Source organism: Novosphingobium olei, assembly GCF_012927405.1.
In the GTDB taxonomy this organism is placed as follows: Bacteria; Pseudomonadota; Alphaproteobacteria; order Sphingomonadales; family Sphingomonadaceae; genus Novosphingobium; species Novosphingobium olei.
On sequence record NZ_JABBGM010000010.1, the window covers coordinates 70,299 to 87,224 of the forward strand.

17 protein-coding genes are annotated in these 16,926 nt (G+C 64.9%); 11 read left to right on the plus strand and 6 right to left on the minus strand.

The genetic code is table 11. The features are described 5' to 3' along the window. Positions 1-33: 33 nt before the first annotated feature. Positions 34-834, minus strand: a complete 801-nt coding sequence (locus HHL27_RS17705) for a crotonase/enoyl-CoA hydratase family protein (protein ID WP_169494716.1) — start codon at positions 832-834, stop codon at positions 34-36. Between the two features lie 118 nt (positions 835-952). After that, a complete protein-coding gene (locus HHL27_RS17710) occupies positions 953-2,152 on the minus strand; it encodes an LL-diaminopimelate aminotransferase (RefSeq protein WP_169494717.1) in 1,200 nt (399 codons plus the stop codon). A 157-nt stretch (positions 2,153-2,309) separates the two neighbouring features. Here HHL27_RS17710 and HHL27_RS17715 point away from each other — a divergent pair, with 157 nt between their 5' ends. From HHL27_RS17715 to clpS, 3 genes are all read left to right on the plus strand, one after another. After that, positions 2,310-4,187, plus strand: coding sequence for a PHA/PHB synthase family protein (locus HHL27_RS17715; RefSeq protein ID WP_169494718.1), 1,878 nt, complete (start codon positions 2,310-2,312; stop codon positions 4,185-4,187). 164 nt (positions 4,188-4,351) lie between these two features. After that, the gene (locus tag HHL27_RS17720; protein ID WP_169494719.1) at positions 4,352-5,110 is read left to right on the plus strand and encodes a phasin family protein; all 759 of its coding nucleotides are present in this window, start codon (positions 4,352-4,354) and stop codon (positions 5,108-5,110) included. Positions 5,111-5,358: 248 nt separating this feature from the next. After that, positions 5,359-5,694 carry an ATP-dependent Clp protease adapter ClpS gene (gene clpS, locus HHL27_RS17725; RefSeq protein ID WP_206069687.1) on the plus strand — a complete coding sequence of 112 codons (336 nt, stop codon included), beginning with the start codon at positions 5,359-5,361 and terminating at the stop codon, positions 5,692-5,694. 19 nt (positions 5,695-5,713) lie between these two features. On the opposite strand, the gene HHL27_RS17730 is transcribed toward clpS, so the two are convergent. Next, positions 5,714-6,163 carry a hypothetical protein gene (locus HHL27_RS17730; protein WP_169494720.1) on the minus strand — a complete coding sequence of 150 codons (450 nt, stop codon included), beginning with the start codon at positions 6,161-6,163 and terminating at the stop codon, positions 5,714-5,716. Positions 6,164-6,407: 244 nt separating this feature from the next. Between HHL27_RS17730 and lptF the strand changes: the two genes are divergently transcribed. Continuing rightward, entirely contained in the window at positions 6,408-7,646 is a 1,239-nt protein-coding gene (gene lptF, locus HHL27_RS17735; protein ID WP_169494721.1) for an LPS export ABC transporter permease LptF, read from the plus strand. Then, entirely contained in the window at positions 7,636-8,736 is a 1,101-nt protein-coding gene (gene lptG, locus HHL27_RS17740; protein ID WP_169494722.1) for an LPS export ABC transporter permease LptG, read from the plus strand. Before lptF ends, lptG begins: the two co-directional genes overlap by 11 nt. 4 nt (positions 8,737-8,740) lie before the next feature. On the opposite strand, the gene HHL27_RS17745 is transcribed toward lptG, so the two are convergent. Continuing rightward, complete coding sequence (locus tag HHL27_RS17745; RefSeq protein WP_169494723.1) at positions 8,741-9,835, minus strand: fatty acid desaturase family protein; 1,095 nt, start codon at positions 9,833-9,835, stop codon at positions 8,741-8,743. Positions 9,836-9,983: 148 nt separating this feature from the next. Between HHL27_RS17745 and HHL27_RS17750 the strand changes: the two genes are divergently transcribed. Both HHL27_RS17750 and HHL27_RS17755 read left to right on the plus strand, forming a co-directional pair. Beyond that, entirely contained in the window at positions 9,984-11,147 is a 1,164-nt protein-coding gene (locus tag HHL27_RS17750) for a GNAT family protein (protein ID WP_169494724.1), read from the plus strand. Between the two features lie 80 nt (positions 11,148-11,227). Next, on the plus strand, positions 11,228-11,665 hold the full coding sequence (locus HHL27_RS17755) for a response regulator (RefSeq protein WP_169494725.1): 438 nt from the start codon (positions 11,228-11,230) through the stop codon (positions 11,663-11,665). Between the two features lie 219 nt (positions 11,666-11,884). On the opposite strand, the gene HHL27_RS17760 is transcribed toward HHL27_RS17755, so the two are convergent. Then, positions 11,885-12,676 carry a Crp/Fnr family transcriptional regulator gene (locus HHL27_RS17760; RefSeq protein ID WP_169494726.1) on the minus strand — a complete coding sequence of 264 codons (792 nt, stop codon included), beginning with the start codon at positions 12,674-12,676 and terminating at the stop codon, positions 11,885-11,887. Positions 12,677-12,815: 139 nt separating this feature from the next. Between HHL27_RS17760 and HHL27_RS17765 the strand changes: the two genes are divergently transcribed. Further along, on the plus strand, positions 12,816-13,208 hold the full coding sequence (locus tag HHL27_RS17765) for a response regulator (protein ID WP_169494727.1): 393 nt from the start codon (positions 12,816-12,818) through the stop codon (positions 13,206-13,208). 92 nt (positions 13,209-13,300) lie between these two features. Beyond that, a complete protein-coding gene (locus tag HHL27_RS17770; protein WP_169494728.1) occupies positions 13,301-14,101 on the plus strand; it encodes a response regulator in 801 nt (266 codons plus the stop codon). A 59-nt stretch (positions 14,102-14,160) separates the two neighbouring features. Here HHL27_RS17770 and HHL27_RS17775 read toward each other — a convergent pair whose 3' ends face one another. Further along, positions 14,161-15,741, minus strand: a complete 1,581-nt coding sequence (locus HHL27_RS17775) for a CHASE domain-containing protein (RefSeq protein WP_240959963.1) — start codon at positions 15,739-15,741, stop codon at positions 14,161-14,163. 376 nt (positions 15,742-16,117) lie between these two features. Here HHL27_RS17775 and HHL27_RS17780 point away from each other — a divergent pair, with 376 nt between their 5' ends. Together HHL27_RS17780 and HHL27_RS17785 are read left to right on the plus strand one after the other, a co-directional pair. After that, on the plus strand, positions 16,118-16,276 hold the full coding sequence (locus HHL27_RS17780) for a NepR family anti-sigma factor (protein WP_169494730.1): 159 nt from the start codon (positions 16,118-16,120) through the stop codon (positions 16,274-16,276). Next, on the plus strand, positions 16,269-16,910 hold the full coding sequence (locus tag HHL27_RS17785; protein WP_240959964.1) for a sigma-70 family RNA polymerase sigma factor: 642 nt from the start codon (positions 16,269-16,271) through the stop codon (positions 16,908-16,910). Before HHL27_RS17780 ends, HHL27_RS17785 begins: the two co-directional genes overlap by 8 nt. The last annotated feature ends 16 nt before the right edge of the window (positions 16,911-16,926 follow it).

The following is a 16,926-nucleotide window of genomic DNA, read 5'->3' on the forward strand; positions in this document are numbered from 1 at the left end:
GGCGGATTTCCGTCACGTCAGGATCGACTTGCTTCAGGGATCGACGAATTCGGGGGCGCGCTTTTCCATGCCGGCGCGCACCGATTCGAGCTGGTTCTTGGAATACATCAGTTCCTGCTGCGCGACGCTTTCGGCGATCAGGACCTGGTCGACCGACATATCGGGCGCGCGGTTGCACAGCGACTTGGACCCGCGCACCGCCGTCGGGCTCTTGCCGGCAATTTCGCGCGCGAGAGCGAAGGCTTTCTCCAGCGGATATTCGTCGACGTGGGTGGCAAAGCCCAGGGCGTGGGCCTCGGCCCCGGTGAATTCGCGGTGGGTGTAGATCAGTTCGCGCAGCACGTCGTCGCGCACGTTGCCCTTCCACAGCGCGAAGCCGGCCATGTCGGGGACGAGGCCCCATTTGACCTCCATCACCGCCATGCGCGTGGCGGGATGGACGATGCGGATGTCAGGCCCGCTCGCCACCTGCAGGCCACCGCCGAAGGCCACGCCGTGCACCGCCGCGATCACCGGCATCGGCAGCTTGCGCCACACCATCGCCGCCTGCTGCGGCCGGTTGGCATTGCCATGCGTGCGGTTGAGCAGCGAGTTTTCGCCTTCCCAGCGGCTGGTGTTACCAAGGCTGGACAAGTCGATGCCGGCGCAGAACGCGCGCCCCGCGCCCGACAGGACGACCGCCCTTACCCCGCGTTCATCGTGGAGATGCTGGCCGGCGGCGACGATCGCTTCGAACATGGCATCGTCGAGCGCGTTCATCTTGTCGGCCCGATCGAGCAGGACGTGGGCGACGTGATCCTCGATCGTGAGCGAGACGCGATCATTGAAACGCATGGGTGTTCTCTCCCGGGAATGGCTTTGCGCCATCGTTGCCGATCCTTACGCTAACGTAAAGGGCGAGCGGGAGGAATGGGCCGGAAGCGCGAGGCTTCCGGCCGTGTTTTCCGTGGTCTCAGGCGGCCGAGGTGTTGACGCCCATCGACTGGAGGTAGCGCTTGATGTTGCGCGCGGCCTGGCGAAGGCGCTGTTCATTTTCGACCATGGCGATGCGCACGAAGCCTTCGCCATCCTCGCCATAGCCGACGCCCGGTGCGACCGCGACTTCGGCGTGAGTGAGCAGCTGCTTGGAAAATTCGAGGCTGCCCAGGTGCTTGACCGCGGGCGGCAGCGGCGCCCAGGCGAACATCGAGGCGGGCGGGCTGGGGATTTCCCAACCGGCGCGGCCGAAGGCCTCGACCATCACGTCGCGGCGCTTCTGGTAGAGTTCGCGATTGCGGGTGACGATGTCCTGCGGCCCGTTGAGCGCGGCACAGGCCGCCGCCTGGATGGGCGTGAAGGCGCCGTAATCGAGATAGGACTTCACCCGCTTGAGCGCGGCGATCAGCTTGGGATTCCCGACCGCGAAGCCGACACGCCAGCCTGCCATCGAGAAGGTCTTGGACATCGAGGTGAATTCGACCGCCACGTCCTTCGCGCCCGGCACTTCCAGGATCGAGCGGGTGGGCTTGCCGTCGAAATAGAGCTCGGAATAGGCAAGGTCGGACAGGATCCAGACCTTGTTCTCCCTGGCCCAGGCGACCAGCCGTTCGTAGAAGGCGAGATCGACCGTTTCGGCAGTGGGGTTCGAGGGATAGTTGACGATCAGCACCGAGGGGCGCGGCACCGAGTACTTCATCGCGCGATCGAGCGAATCCCAGTAGCGATCGTCCGGAGTCGTCGGCACCGAGCGGATCGTCGCGCCGGCGATGATGAAGCCGAAGGTGTGGATCGGGTAGCTGGGGTTGGGCGCCAGCACGACATCGCCCGGCGCGGTGATCGCGGTGGCGAGGCTGGCAAGGCCCTCCTTCGAACCCATCGTCATCACGACTTCGGTTTCGGGATCGAGTTCGACGTTGAAGCGGCGGCCATAGTAGTTGGCCTGCGCGCGGCGGATGCCGGGGATGCCCGACGAGGCCGAATAGCCATGCGCGCTGGGCTTCTGCGCAACTTCGCACAGCTTGTCGATGATGTGCTGGGGCGGCGGCAGGTCCGGGTTGCCCATGCCGAGGTCGATGATATCCCGACCGGCGGCGCGTGCTGCGGCCCGCATGCCGTTCACTTCGGCGATGACGTAAGGCGGCAGGCGCTTCATGCGGTAGAATTCTTCGTCCACGACAGGTTACTCGTTGTTGCGCGGCAGGATCGCCGCAGCACCGCCTTACGGCAATCGACCGGTCAAGGGAACCTTGAGGGTAACAACCGGGCGCAAGGCGTGTATAGATCGGGCGACGCGGCCCCGCGCCGCACGGCGACGTAACGGATAAGCACCGATGACTTCGAACTCTGCCACCCCGCCCGCAGGTCAGGACAGCGCAGTGATCGAGGACCTTTTCCGCCAGCAGGGCGAGGCGCTGCGCGCGATGTTCGCCCCGCTGATGCCGACGGAGCACAGCCAGTTGCCGGACCCGGCCGATCTGCAGCTCTGGGCCATGTCGGCGGCCAAGCTGCAGAAGATGTGGCTCGACTTCGGGGCCGAACGGGCCGGCGCGATCGAGCCGGCGCTGGCCAAGCTGGGCGATGCCGAACGCTGGTCGAACCTTGTCAGCCAGTGGTGGACGGCGATGCCGCTGGCTGCCGCCGAAGTGCAGGCAAAGCTGTGGGACGACAGCGTGGCGATGTGGACCAAGGTCCTGTCGCAATATGCCGGCGGCAAGCCCAAGGCCGAGGTGGAACTGCCGCGCAAGGACCGCCGCTTTGCCGATCCGCGCTGGCGCGACCAGCCGGTGTTCGCGCTGCTGCACCAGACTTACCTGCTGCTGGCCGAACGCATCAACGCGCTCGCCGAGGAGACGCAGGGCCTGCCGCCCGAAAGGAAGGCGCAGCTGCGCTTCCTGACCCGCGTGATTACCGATGCGATGAGCCCGGCCAACTTCCCTACGACCAACCCCGTGGTGATCGAGCGCACGCTCGAAATGAAGGGCGAGAACCTGGTCAAGGGGGTGGAGCACCTGCTTGCCGACTTGCGCAAGGGGCAGCTTACCCACACCGATCCGCACGCGTTCGAGCTGGGCCGCAACATCGGTGCGACGCCCGGCAAGGTGGTGCACGAAACGCCGCTGTTCCAGCTGATCCAGTATTCGCCCACGACGGAAACCGTGATCGAGACACCGCTGGTGATCTTCCCGCCGTGGATCAACCGGTTCTACATCCTGGACCTCAACCCCAGGAACAGCTTCATCCGCTGGGCGGTGGCGCAGGGGCTGACCGTGTTCGTCGTATCGTGGAAGTCAGCCGATGCGAGCATCGCCGACGTGACGTGGGACGACTACATCCGCGCGCAGATCGAAGCGATCGACACCGTGCGCGACCGCCTGGGCGTGGCAGGCGTGCACACCATCGGATATTGCGTGGCGGGGACCACGCTGGCCGCCACGCTGGCGCTGCTGGCGCGGCGGGGCGAGGCGGACAAGGTTGCCACGGCCACCTTTTTCACCGCGCAGGTGGATTTCGAGAAGGCGGGCGATCTCAAGAACTTCATCGACGAAGGCCAGCTCAAGTTGCTGGAGAGCCTGGCCACCGACGGCGTGCTCGACGGGCGCTACATGGCGGCGACGTTCAACCTGCTGCGCAGTCCGGACCTGATCTGGAACTATGTCGTCAACAACTACCTGCTGGGGCAGGACTATCCGGCGTTCGACCTGCTGCACTGGAACGGCGATACCACCAACCTGCCGTTCAAGTGGCAGAAGGCGTACCTGGAAGACCTCTATCGCGACAACCGGCTGGTCGTGCCCGATGCGATGATGGTTGACGGCACGCCGATCGACCTGCGCCAGATTGCGACGCCATGCTATATCCAGGCGGGGCGCGAGGATCACATCGCACCGGCCGAAAGCGTGTGGAAGCTGACGCGGCATCTGGCCGGCCCGTGGAAGTTCGTGCTGGCGGGTTCGGGCCATATCGCCGGCGTGGTCAACCCGCCCGAAGCCGGCAAGTACCAGTACTGGCTGAACGACGCCGACCCCGCGACGCTGGCGGCGTTCATCGAAGGCGCGCGCGAGATCAAGGGCAGCTGGTGGCCCGACTGGATCGACTGGATCAAGTCAAGCAGCGCGAAGACAGTGCCCGCACGTGGCAAGCGCGCGCCCGGCGGCAAGGGCGACCGGGTGATCGAGGATGCGCCCGGGCGCTATGTGAAAACTCGCTGACGCCGACGCAAGCCGGACTCCAGCGAAGGTTCGGTTTCGGATGAAACAGTTGCTGCACCGCAGCAAATCTCACTTGACTTAGCACCCGCAGCACCTATTTTGTGCAGTGCAGCAAAGGCTGGATCCGTTCCTGTCGGCGCTGCTCGTTGCAGGAGTTGCCAGTCATGGCCGACGAAGTGAAGCAGGACGCACCTTCCCTCGAAGTGCCGACGGATGCCGTTGCAGAGGCAGCCGCCGTGTCCGAACCCAGCGTTGTCGATGCCATGCCGCCAGTGCCTGCGCCGACCAAGGCCGCCCCTGCCAAGCGCGGGCCCGGCAAGGTTGGCGCCGCGCCGGCGAAGCGTGCGAAGCCGAAGGCGCCCGCGGCCATCGTGGCCGCAGCACCGGTTACGGCCGCGCCGGTGGTTTCCGAAATTCCGGAAGCCCCGATCCCTGTGATGAAAAGCGTCAAGCCTGCCGCCGCTTCGCGCAAGACGAAGTCGCCGGCGCCCAGGAAGGAACAGTTCAAGATGACCACCCCCACCGAATTCACCGAAAAGTTCCAGTCTTCGTTCAAGGACGCCAGCGAAAAGGCCAAGGCCGCGTTCGGCGACATGGGCGCGTTCGCCAAGGGCAACGTCGAAGCCATCGTCGAATCGAGCAAGATCCTCGCCACCGGCCTCCAGGAAATGGGCAAGGGCTACGTCACCGAAAGCAAGTCGGCGATGGAAACCCTGACCGCCGAGCTCAAGGACCTGACCACGGTCAAGTCGCCCACCGAGTTCTTCGAAAAGCAGACCGCCCTGCTGCGCAAGCAGTTCGACGCGGCCGTCGCGGTGAGCTCGAAGAACAGCGAAGCCATGCTGAAGCTGGCCAACGAAGCGTTCCAGCCGATTTCGACCCGCGTCAGCCTCGCGGTCGAAAAGATGAAGCAGGCCGCCTGACACCAACTTCGGCGGCGCGTTCAAATCGGCGTGCACACGCCGCCAGCGGCCTGCAGACGACGGGCCGGAAGGGTTCGCCCTTCCGGCCCGTTTGTCATTCTGCAAGGACTTTGGGTCAGGTCGGCTCAGCCCCTCTTGTACCAAGGGGCGTGCAATGCGATATTTGCGGTCACATCATGGCAGACTTCGAAATCCTGACCCCCGCCGCGTTGCAGGCGGAAGGCGCCATCGGCGTAGAATTGCCGATCATGGCGGGTGATGACGATTCGCCCGGCGGCCCCGGCGGCGGCGATCTTGTCGGAATAGCCACCAAGACCCGTGCGCGGCCCAAGAAGCCGAGCATGTTCAAGGTCTTGATGCTGAACGACGATTACACCCCGATGGAATTCGTGGTGATGGTGCTCAAGCGTTTCTTCCACATGGACCTGGAGCAGGCGACTCGCGTCATGCTCCACGTCCACCAGAAGGGCGTCGGCGTCTGCGGTATTTTCCCTTATGAAATTGCCGAGACCAAGGTGAATCAGGTGATGGATTTCGCGCGGCAGAACCAGCACCCGCTGCAGTGCACGCTCGAAAAGGCCTGATCCGCCAGCCGGACCTTCGTCAGGCCAGATGAGGCGTTGCGGATCGCTGGTGCGCCAGCGCGCGAAGCAAAGCGGCGCACACGGCCATGCTCACCGACCCTGCGCCCTGTGACGACGCCGAATGCCCCCCGGCCAGCACGACCGTGGCGGAATGGAGCCCCGCATCGTCCCGGCTGGCGCAATATTCGCAGTCCCCCGGCAGAAGCGCGAAAGCCGCGCTTTCGTAAGCACCGGAATCGGCCAGCAGACTGATCCACATGCCTTGGCGCGATGCGCCCTGCTCTCCCCCTGCACCGCCCGGCGATTCTATTCCCATGACCTGCAGCACGCGCGCCAGTCCCCAGCGCTGCCGGTCGGCTGCCAGCGATTCGCACTGGTCGGCAAGGTCAGAGAGTTCGGCTGGAGAAAGGGTCAATCGTATGGCCTGCCCGGCGACACCTGCCGGCAGGCTGTATTCCCGATCGATCATGTCGTCCCTCGCGGCCAGAGCGTGACGGAACAAACGTGCGGTCCGATCATATCTGCTGGAATATTGGCCATTGGCCTAGCCCACTAACACTCGTTCGGGGAAGTTCAATAACTTTAGTTATGATCCCCCGGGCAGTCGGGGTGAGCCTCGCCGTTTTTGTCCTTCCGCAGCCGGGGCGGACGGGCTAGTCCCCCTCGGTCATCCATGGCCCCGCTGCCTGCAGTCGAGAGCGATCGAAGCGCCCGTGAAGTTTCTTACTGCCACCGACAAGTACATCGCCCGGCTGGTCATCACGCCGATGCTGGCGGTCTTCGTGATCGCGGCGTCGCTGCTCGTGCTCGACAAGATGCTCAAGCTGTTCGACTTCGTCGCGACGCAGGGCGGCCCGGTGACGGTCGTGTTCAAGATGCTGGCCAACCTGCTGCCCGAATACGCGAGCCTTGCGATCCCGCTGGGGCTGATGCTGGGCATCCTGTTCGCCTTCCGCAAGCTTGCCACGTCGTCCGAGCTCGACGTGATGCGCGCGGTCGGCCTGTCGTACACCCGGCTGCTGCGCGTGCCCTATATCTTCGCGATCGCGCTGGCTGCTCTGAACCTGCTGATCGTCAGCTACCTGCAGCCGCTGTCGCGCTATTATTACGAACAGCTCAACTACGAGCTGCGCTCGGGCGCGCTTGGCGCGTCGATCAAGGTGGGCGAGTTCAACTCGCTGCAAGACCGCACCGCGCTGCGCGTGGAATCGAGCCGCGACGAGGGGCGCGACCTGCAGGGCATCTTCGCCCGCATCGCCACCGGCGAGGGCCAAGTGCTGGTCATCTCGGCGCGAGAGGGACAGTTCTTCGCCAACAAGGAGAATCCGGACACGGTGATCCTGCGACTGACCGACGGGCAGATCGTGCAGGACGGCCCGGGCGTGCCCAGCCCCCGCGTGCTGAGCTTTGCGAGTCACGACCTGCCGATCGATCTTCCCAAGATCGAGCAGTTCCGCCAGCGCGGCGACAAGGAGCGCGAATACTTCCTGCCCGAATTGCTCAAGATGGGGTGGTCGGACCAGTCGAGCGCGCTCGCCAAGGCGCAGAGCTGGGCGAGCTTCAACTATCGCATCACCGAAGTGGTGATGATGTTCCTGCTGCCGCTGCTGGCGGTGGCGCTGGCGGTGCCGCCCAAGCGATCGAGCTCGGCCCTGGGCGTGTTCCTGTCGATCGTGATGGTGGTCGCCTATCACAAGGTGAACCAGTACGGTCAGGACGTATCAAGCCTGGGCAAGATCGACCCGATGCTGGCGCTGTGGGGGCCGTTCGTGCTGTTCGCCGCGCTGATCATGTGGATGTACTGGCGCATCGCCTATGTCCCCGGCGGCCAGCCGATCGGCGCGCTGGAAACGGGCTTTGCCAAGATCAGCAAGCGCGTGGCGAAGGTGTTCGCATCGCGCCACCAGCGCCCCGCGGACGCACCAGAAGAGGGTGAAGCCGGTGCAGCTTGAATTCTTCCCGTCGCGCACGGTCACGCTCTACATCGCCAAGATGTTCGCCACGCGCATCGTGGCGGTGCTACTGATGCTGGTGCTGGTGCTGCAGATGCTCGACCTGTTGAGCGAAAGCGGCGACATCCTTGCCGCACCGGGCAACGGGCAGGCGCAATTGCTGACGTATGTCAGCCTGCGCATGCCCCAGCTGATCAGCCGCTTCCTGCCCTATTCGGTGCTGCTGTCGACGATCATCACGCTGATGACGCTGAACCAGAACAGCGAAGTGGTGGCGATGAAGGCCGCGGGGCTTTCGGCCCACCAGATCCTGGCGCCGCTGTTCCTGGTCGCGGCCGTGGTTTCGGTGGTGACATTCGGCTTCAACGAGCGGGTGGTGACGCGCTCGAATGCCACGCTGAAGGCCTGGGAGGCGGTGAAATACGGCCCCATCCCGCGCGACAGCGATGTGAAGGCCAACGTCTGGCTGCAGGACGGGCAGAACATCCTGTTCGCCAAGTCCGTCGAAGGGCGCGGCGATGCGACGCGGATGGTCGACGTCAGCTGGTATCGGCGCGATCCCACCGGCATGGTCACCGAGATCGTCCGCTCCGCCCAGGCGACCTATGCGCGCCCCGGCTGGCGCTTCGCCGATCCCACCTCGTTCGACGTGCAGAGCGCGCGCCGGACCACGTCGCAAGGCACGCAGGTTTATGCGCGGCAAGTCGAACCATCGCAGATCATCCTGCGCAAGGCCGACGCAGATGCCGAATCGCTGCCGCGCCTTTCCGGATCGATCCAGGCGATCCGCGATGCCGGATACCGGACCACCGAGCTGGAAGGCAAATGGTGGCACAAGATCTCGGGGCCGCTTTCGGCGCTGCTGATGCCGCTGCTGGGCGCGGTTGCCGCCTTTGGCCTTGCCCGTTCGGGCCAGCTGTTCGTCCGCGCCGTCATCGGCATGGCGCTGGGCTTTGCCTATTTCGTGGTCGACAATGCCGCGCTCGCGATGGGCAACTTCGGTGGCTACCCGCCGATGCTTGCGGCCTGGGCGCCGTTCCTGCTGTTCCTGCTGATCGGCGAGACCGTACTGGTGCGCACCGAGGAATAGACGGTCAGGCGCCGCGCCGCATCGAGCTGCGCGCGAGCCGGGCGAGCATCGGGAAAAGGCCGGAATAGTTGGCCCCTTCGTAGGTGGACGACACGCCGAGGTGCGCGCGAATGCGGCGATGGCATTCGGCCAGCGAATGATAGGGCATCGAGGGCAGCAGGTGGTGCAGCGCGTGATAGCGCAGGCCCACCGGCGCCCAGAGCGCGGTGAACATCGCGGGCGGCGGCACGTTGACCGAATCGAGGTACTGCCCGGTCACCGACATCACCTCGCCCTCGTTCTCCCACAGGTGTGCGACGAGCGTGCGGATCTGGTTGAGCAGCGCTGTGGCCGACAGCACGCCGATCGCGATCAGCAGCGGCCGCCAGCCGTGCGTTGCCGACCAGCCGAGCACGAGCCACGACCACGCGGTCGCGCCCAGTTCCTGCCAGAACACCATACGCGCGAAATCGCCCTCGGGCTTGCGGCGGCGATACTGCGGGTTGATCGACAGCGCCGAGGCCCGTTCCCACACGAGGGTGCGCAGCGGCGGGATCAGCGCGCCCAGCGGCACGAGGATCGCCGAGCGGATCAGCAGGCCGATCGGAAGCAGCAGCGCCGTCAGCGCGAACACCGGCAGCGTCCACGGCTTCATCAGAGCCAGCGGCAGGTATTCGGGATCTTCCACCGTTCCATAGCGCGTGCGCGCGTGATGCAGGGTGTGGACGCCTTCGTACATGAACGAAGGGATCAGCACCGGAATGCCCACCAACACGTTCCAGCCGAAGCGGAAGCCCGGCAGCGCATCGCGGTGGATGTGGGTCAGTTCGTGGATGAACAGCAGCGCGCGATACAGCGCAACCGCCGACAGCGCGCCGAGCAGGACCGTCACCGCCGGCTGTGTCGTCGCGATCGCGCCATAGAGCGCAAGATAGCCGACAGCGGCAGAGGCCAGCATGTCGGGCCAGTAGATTTCGGGCCGCGCCTTCGCGATATCCCGCGTCAGATCGGCCGCGGCGCGCAGCATCGCTTTGTCTTCGGGCATGCCCGCAAGGTTGCGCTTGTGCACCTTTGCATCGGGCGCGGACGGAGCGCGGTCCAGGGTATCGGAGGCAATCATCGGTTTCGTTCCAGTCTGACCCGGGGCCGTTCCGGGGCCGGCCTTCTTGGCTTGCCGCGACGAATGTGGGGGTGCGGCTTGACAAGGCAGCGCACCCGGTCGCACTTCGCCCGGGACCCGCCCCCTAGAAGCAAACAAAGGCAACATCGTGGCACAGGCCGAAGTAGTGATCACTCCCGTCACCGGCAAGGCCGACCGCAATGCGTTCGTGGACCTGGCCTATCGCCTGAACGCCAGCGACCCCGCCTGGGTGCCGCCGCTGCGCATGGATGCGCTGGAGCTGGTGACGCCGGGCAAGAACCCGTTCTTCGACCACGCCGATGTCCAGCTGTTCCTGGCGCGGCGCAATGGCGCGGTGGTGGGGCGCATTTCGGCGCATATCGACCACCTTGCGATCGCGATGGACCCGGCGCAGGGCATGGGTCCGGGTGTTGGCAACTGGGGCCTGCTGGAAGCCGAGGACGAGAGCGTTGCCCACGCGCTGATCGCCAAGGCCGAGGCGTGGCTGCGCGACAAGGGCATGCACCGCGTGCTTGCCCCGCTGTCGATGTCGATCTGGGAGGAGCCGGGCCAGTTGACCAAGGGCTTCGACCAATCGCCTACGATCATGATGGGCCACCAGCCCAAGCGGTACGACGATTACATCAAGGCCGCCGGATATACCCCGGCCAAGACGCTCAAGACCTATGAGCTGGACATTACCCAGGAGTTCCCGCCGCTGATCCAGCGGATCGTCTCCTCGGGCGAAAAGAACGCCAAGATCCGCATCCGCAACGTGGATCGCAGCAAGTTCGAACAGGAAGCGGCGCTGATCCTCGACATCCTGAACGATGCCTGGTCGGACAACTGGGGCTTCGTTCCCTTCACCGATCGCGAGATCGCCTACGCCGGCAAGAAGTTCAAGCCGATCGTGCGCGAGGACCTGATCATGGTGGCCGAATACGAGGGCGAGCCCGTCGCCTTCATGATGACGCTTCCCGACCTGAACGAGATGATCAAGCCGATGAACGGGAAGCTGTTCCCCTTCAACTGGGCCAAGCTTCTGCTGTGGCTGCGCAACCCCAAGCCCCGCACGATGCGCGTGCCGCTGATGGGGGTGCGCAAGAAGCTTCAGGCATCGCGCCTGGCAAGCCAGCTCGCGTTCATGATGATCGAGTACATCCGGCGCAATTCCGTGACGCGCTACGGCTCCACGCGCGGCGAGATCGGCTGGATCCTGGAAGACAACCAGGGGATGGTGGCGATCGCCGATGCGATAAACAGCCACGTGAACAAGGAATACGAAATTTACGGCAAGTCGTTGACCGGCTGACCCTTCGGCCGGGAACACGGGTCCGGTCACCGTCGTTCGCTTTCGATGCAGGGGTGGCCTGCGTCTGATGGGGTCATGGCATGACGAGCAAGCGTATGGTCCGAGGGAACCGGGTGCTGCCGGGGCGCGCCCTGATCGTGGAAGACGACGCGCTGGTCGCCATGGACATTGCCGAAGCGCTGACCGACAGCGGCGCGGAACACGTTGTCGTCTGCGGATCGATCGCCGCGGCGCTGCACGAGATGGAAAAGGTCTGCCCCGACCTGCTCGTCCTGGACGTCCGCCTGGCGGATCGCGACGATGGCTGGTCGCTGGCCGAGCTTGCCAACCAGCTCAACCCGGTTCCGCCCTTCATCGTCTTCTCGACGGGCAGTCCGGCAAGCATTCCTCCGGAAACGGCGGCGCTCGGCCATGTTCTGGTCAAGCCGTTTCCGCCCGAGGCCTTGGTGCGGCTGGTCAGCGAACGGCGCCCGGCGGCAGGCCTGCTCGCCAAGCTGCGGAGCGGCGCGCCCCGCTGATCCTTCATGTCGGATTCCGGCCCGCGTGACCCAAGCTGCCGACCGACGTAAAAAAAGGCCTCCCCCGGATTGAACCGGCGGAGGCCTTTCGGGATCGTATCACCGGCCGCTTGGACGGGAGGGGGGGTCTCGGCGGTGACATGCCCTTAACGAGGGCCCAAAGGAATGGTTCCGCCGATCAGATCTTTTTTCGAAAATTTTTTGAAGAGCGCTGCAACCTCAGATGTAGGGGCGCGGGATATAGGGATCGCCGTCCATCTGGGCGAAGCTGCGGGCGGCCTCCATGTCGTGCACGGATATGGTCGAGAGCGTCCAGTCGACGAGCTTGAGACGCCGCAAGGCCTGTAGCGAGCGGTTGGTGTGGACCAGCGATAGGCCGAGCATGTCGGCAATCTGGCTCTGCGTCACGGTCAGGCGCAAGGTGCCTTCGCGCGAAACGCCGGTCGCTGCGCCGCGCTGCACCAGGAACACCGCGAGGTAGGCGAGCCGTTCCTGCGCGTTGCGCTGCCCAAGCGAGACGAGGTGATCTTCGAGCGCCGCCTCTTCCCGGGCAGCCATCCAGGTCAGATCGAACGACAGCTTCGGATGGCTGACGGCCAGATCGAAGAAGCGGTCGCGCGGAAACACGCAAAGCCTGACGTCGGTCATGGCCTCGACGCTGTGCGTCAGTTCGGCTTCGAACGCGGCCTGCAATCCGACCAGATCGCCCGGGAACAGGAAGTTGACGATCTGGCGCCGTCCGTCCTCCAGCAGGCGGTACCGGATCAGCACGCCTTCCAGCACCGTGAACAGCCGGGTTGCACGCACCCCTTGCCGCAGGACCTGCTCGCCGCGGACATAGCGGGCCTCGCTCGATTTGAACGCCTCTATCCACGCGCGCTGGCCTTCGTCGGGTGCCGAAAGGCCCCGGCAATGGATGAGCGGGCACTCCTTGCACGGAACGCGATCGGCGGAGGCAGGCTGCTGGCGCGATGCAATCGTCAGGGATTTGGGGTCGTCGGAATCGGCCATTCTCATATCCGTGTGGCTTGGCGCATCTCGGGTGGCCGAGAACACATGGATGTGACCCCGGAACCTTCGGCGCGATGTCAAATGACACTGCCCGGTTTCAGGTTCCCGGCTAGGCGCGTCCCGTAACAAGGGGAAAGCGATGCAGGGGCCTGGCGCCGAAGGTAACGAAGGCGCAAAGCCGGCCCTGTCACGGATCCTGGTCGTCGAGGAAAGCATTCTCGTCGCGATGGAAATCGAGGAGGAACTAGCCGCACGCGGCTTTACCGTCGAGTTGGCAGGAAGCCTGCTCGCAGCCGAGGAGCGGATGCGCGGCCGCACTTTTGCCGCCGCCCTGCTCGACTGCCACCTTCCCGATGGCCACGTGCTCGAAATCGCGCTTCGGCTGGCCGATGCGGGGTGCCCGGTCGCCATCGTCACCGGCTCGCAAGTCGATACCATTCCCGACGGATTGCAGAAGTTCCCGCACTTCCAGAAGCCGGTCCCTGCCCGGACCCTTGCGAAATGGGTGATGGACACGCTTGCTCCGTGCTGACCATACGGTTGGGGCGGATCAGTGCTGGCCCGGGAACCTTTTTACGCATAAAGGCGTTGCGGCCTGCATCGAGTATCCGGGAAGGGGTATCAATGTCGCTGGGTGCCAAAGTCGCTGCCAATCTGCCGTATCTCCGTCGTTATGCCCGTGCCCTGACCGGCAGCCAGGCAACCGGCGATGCCTTTGTTCGCGCCACGCTTGAAGCCGCGCTGGCTGACGAGGCGCTCCGTTCACAGATCGGCGAAGGCCGCGTCGCACTGTACCGCGCCTTCAATGCGGTCTGGTCCAGCGCGTTCGTCGACACCAACGATTATTCCGGTTCGGCCAACGCCGGCCTTCATGAAGCGGCGGCACAGGAACGCCTGTCGCAGATCACCCCGCTCAACCGCCAGGCGCTGCTGTTGACCACGCTCGAGGATTTCTCGATCTTCGAAGCCGCGGCGATCATGGATCGCAGCGAGGACGAGGTCGAGGATCTGGTGCAGGAAGCGATCGAGGAAATCGATCGCGAGAGCGCCACGTCGGTGCTGATCATCGAGGACGAGCCGCTGATCTCGATGCAGCTGGAAGATCTCGTTCGCTCGCTTGGCCACGACGTGTGCGGCATGGCCGCGACCCGGACCCAGGCGCGCGAGATCGTTGCCCAGGAAACGCCGGGGCTGGTCCTTGCCGATATCCAGCTCGCCGACGGCAGCTCGGGTCTCGATGCGGTAGACGACATCCTCAAGATCACCGACGTGCCGGTGATCTTCATCACCGCCTACCCCGAACGCCTGCTGACGGGCGATCGTCCGGAGCCGACCTACCTCATCACCAAGCCGTTCCAGGAATCGACGGTACGCGCCGCGATCAGCCAGGCGCTGTTCTTCGGATCGAGCCGCCCGCTTATCTGAATGGGGTGACCCGAATTCAAAAAGGGCCGCTACCCACAAGTAGCGGCCCTTTTTGCGTATCAGGTCCGCTTGGCTTCGCGGATCGCGAAGTCGCCGCGGCGGCGCACGGGAATGACCAGCGAACAGCGCACCCCTTCGCGTTCGAACAGCAGTTCGACCGGGTTGCGCAATTCGTGGGCGACGATCTTTTCGATGAGGTCGGTGCCGAAGCCGCGCTTGCGACGTGCGGCCGGGTCCAGCTCGGGCCCGCCACGTTCGCGCCAGTCGATCCTTGCCCGGTCTTCGCCCACCAGTTCCCAGCCCACCTGCACGCGCCCTTCGGGCGTGCTCAGCGCACCGTACTTCGCCGCGTTCGTGGCGAGTTCATGGATGGCAAGGCCAAGCGACAGCGCATCGTTGGGCGCAAGCTCGACATCGGGCCCGCTCATCGTGACGTGCGCCTCTGCCCCTTGCGCATAGGGCGCCAGTTCCGCCTCCAGCACCAGCCGCACCGGGGTCGTGCCCCATTCGGACTGGGTCAGGAGATCGTGCGTTGCCGACAGCGCGCGAATGCGACCTTCAAGGCTTGTGGCGAAGTCATCCAGGCTGGTCGCGCGGCGGCGCGTCAATGCGATGATCGACAGGACGTTGGCGAGCGTGTTCTTGACGCGGTGGTTGAGCTCGCGCGTCAGCGAGTTGCGGATCGACGACTGCTGCTCGAACCACGCCAGCGCGATGCGATCTTCCACGGCCTGCTGCGTCAGCAATCGGGCCAGCACCAGCAGCAGCGTTGCCACGAGCAGCCCGAACAGCAGGGTCATGACCGACATGACGCTGAGCAGGTTGGAGGCTGGCGCCTCCACCTCGATCAGCCAGCGGCGGCCGGCAAGATCGACAGTGCGACGCACCGTCCGACCGGATCGTTCCTCGAGCTTGAGTTCGGCGAGCAGATTGCCCGGCTTCTCGACCTCGTCGTAGATCCTGATCCCGACAGGTCCGATGCGATCGGTGTTGATCGCCGATTGCAGGAACTGCTGGCCGTTGAACGGGCTGTAGACGAAACCGCGCAGGCTGCGCGCTTCGCCGCGGTCCATGCCATAGACCGGCATATAGATGAGAAAACCGGGCGGGCCGTCGCGATTGCCTTCCTGGCGCAGGATTACGCGCCCTGAGGCGACCGGCCGATTTTCGCGCATCGCCGCATCCATCGCCGCGCGACGGACGCGTTCCGAGTACATGTCGTAGCCAACGGCGCGACGGTTGCGCGCGGAATCGGGCTCGAGGTACATGATCGGGACGACGAAGGGCTGATCGGCCGCTGGCGCGGGCTGGATGCGGAAGTCGGGATTGCCGCCGCGCCGCATGACGCTTTCGACGACCGGAACGTCATCGCGCGATACCCGCATGGCCCAACCGATGCCGTCCGAGCCGACATAGTTCCCGTCGAGCTGCAACTGGTGGATGAACGTCCTGAACAGCGGAGCTTCGACCATCTGCTGCGTGGCGAACAGCGCGGCACCCGAGCGCAGGTAGGCGGCATTCGCATTGGCGCGGCGTTCCACGCCCGAGCCGACCGCTTGCGCCGTCTGGGTCAGCTGCGCGATCTCGCGCTGGGTTTCGGCGCGCTCGATCGCGAAAACGCTCAGGACCGTAACGGCCATGGTCAGCCCGAAAATCCCCACCGGCACGGCGCGGGGGAACCGTTCGTACCATCGTGGCGACAAATTTTTCTGGGAGAGCAGCTTCTCCACGACGCCGAATTGACCCTCCTGCCGCGACAGGACAAGCCCGGCGCACCCGATGTACCACGTACCGCTATGACATGACGCCATATTTCGCGCCAGATGCAGGCACGAAAGCATTTTAGGGAACCATTTGCGCGGATTTTCGTTCCTCGCTTGGTACCGCATGTCACGGTGGATTGGGACGTTGATGTCGGGTTATCGTGAAGCCGCTACGCAGAGCGTGGCGCTTTCTTTGTTAAAACACCCTGGGGGGGAAGCTTTGCCGGATCGAAAGCCGAAAGAGACGAAGCCAATGAAGACGACCGGTGCCCAGCACCGTGGAGGCGCAAAGGCCAAGTCGCCCGAATGGGCGACGGGGTTGAGGCGGCTGTACGATTCGGTGGTTGAAGAACCGCTACCGGACAGTTTCGCGCGCCTGCTCGATCAGCTGGACGACGATACGCATGGCTGACGCCCCCAGCAGACCCGAGCGCGAAAGCGCCCCGCAGTCCATCGCCCGACCCGAGAAACCGCGCACGGCGGGCCCCGAGTTCAAGCGCGAGTTGACTGGCGTCATCCCTCACCTGCGCGCTTTTGCTCGGGGGCTCTGCGGCCGCCCCGATCTTGCCGACGATCTCGTTCAGGAAACGCTGCTCAAGGCTTGGGCAGCACAGGACCGGTTCGAGCCGGGCACGTCGATGCGCGCCTGGACATTCGTGATCCTGCGCAATGCCTATCTCACCGACATGCGCCGCAACCGCTTCCGTGCGGAATACGACGAGACGGTCGCGGAGCGTATCCTGGTCGCGCCAGCTGGCCAGGAAGGACCGCTTCACCTGTCCGACATGCACCGCGCATTGCTGACGTTGCCCCCGGAACGTCGCGAAGCGCTCCTGCTCGTCGGCGCGGGCGGCTTCAGCTACGAGGAAGCGGCGCAGATCTGCCAGTGTGCGGTCGGCACTATCAAGAGTCGCGTCGGGCGCGCCCGCGCCGCGCTTGCGCAGATGATCGAGAACGGCCAACTGCCCCGTCGCAGCACGGGCGATGCCGTCGCCCACGACGCGATCATGGGCGAACTGGACCACACCGTTCAGTCGGGATCCTGACGATCGGACGCACTTT

What these genes read in the sequence shown, in the direction of transcription:
- HHL27_RS17705 (WP_169494716.1), bottom strand. Translation starts at nt 834, where the DNA reads ATGCGTTTCAATGATCGCGTCTCGCTCACGATCGAGGATCACGTCGCC.
- HHL27_RS17715 (WP_169494718.1), top strand. Translation starts at nt 2,310, where the DNA reads ATGACTTCGAACTCTGCCACCCCGCCCGCAGGTCAGGACAGCGCAGTG.
- HHL27_RS17720 (WP_169494719.1), top strand. Translation starts at nt 4,352, where the DNA reads ATGGCCGACGAAGTGAAGCAGGACGCACCTTCCCTCGAAGTGCCGACG.
- clpS (WP_206069687.1), top strand. Translation starts at nt 5,359, where the DNA reads ATGGCGGGTGATGACGATTCGCCCGGCGGCCCCGGCGGCGGCGATCTT.
- HHL27_RS17730 (WP_169494720.1), bottom strand. Translation starts at nt 6,163, where the DNA reads ATGATCGATCGGGAATACAGCCTGCCGGCAGGTGTCGCCGGGCAGGCC.
- HHL27_RS17745 (WP_169494723.1), bottom strand. Translation starts at nt 9,835, where the DNA reads ATGATTGCCTCCGATACCCTGGACCGCGCTCCGTCCGCGCCCGATGCA.
- HHL27_RS17755 (WP_169494725.1), top strand. Translation starts at nt 11,228, where the DNA reads ATGACGAGCAAGCGTATGGTCCGAGGGAACCGGGTGCTGCCGGGGCGC.
- HHL27_RS17760 (WP_169494726.1), bottom strand. Translation starts at nt 12,676, where the DNA reads ATGGCCGATTCCGACGACCCCAAATCCCTGACGATTGCATCGCGCCAG.
- HHL27_RS17765 (WP_169494727.1), top strand. Translation starts at nt 12,816, where the DNA reads ATGCAGGGGCCTGGCGCCGAAGGTAACGAAGGCGCAAAGCCGGCCCTG.
- HHL27_RS17770 (WP_169494728.1), top strand. Translation starts at nt 13,301, where the DNA reads ATGTCGCTGGGTGCCAAAGTCGCTGCCAATCTGCCGTATCTCCGTCGT.
- HHL27_RS17775 (WP_240959963.1), bottom strand. Translation starts at nt 15,741, where the DNA reads ATGGCCGTTACGGTCCTGAGCGTTTTCGCGATCGAGCGCGCCGAAACC.
- HHL27_RS17780 (WP_169494730.1), top strand. Translation starts at nt 16,118, where the DNA reads ATGAAGACGACCGGTGCCCAGCACCGTGGAGGCGCAAAGGCCAAGTCG.
- HHL27_RS17785 (WP_240959964.1), top strand. Translation starts at nt 16,269, where the DNA reads ATGGCTGACGCCCCCAGCAGACCCGAGCGCGAAAGCGCCCCGCAGTCC.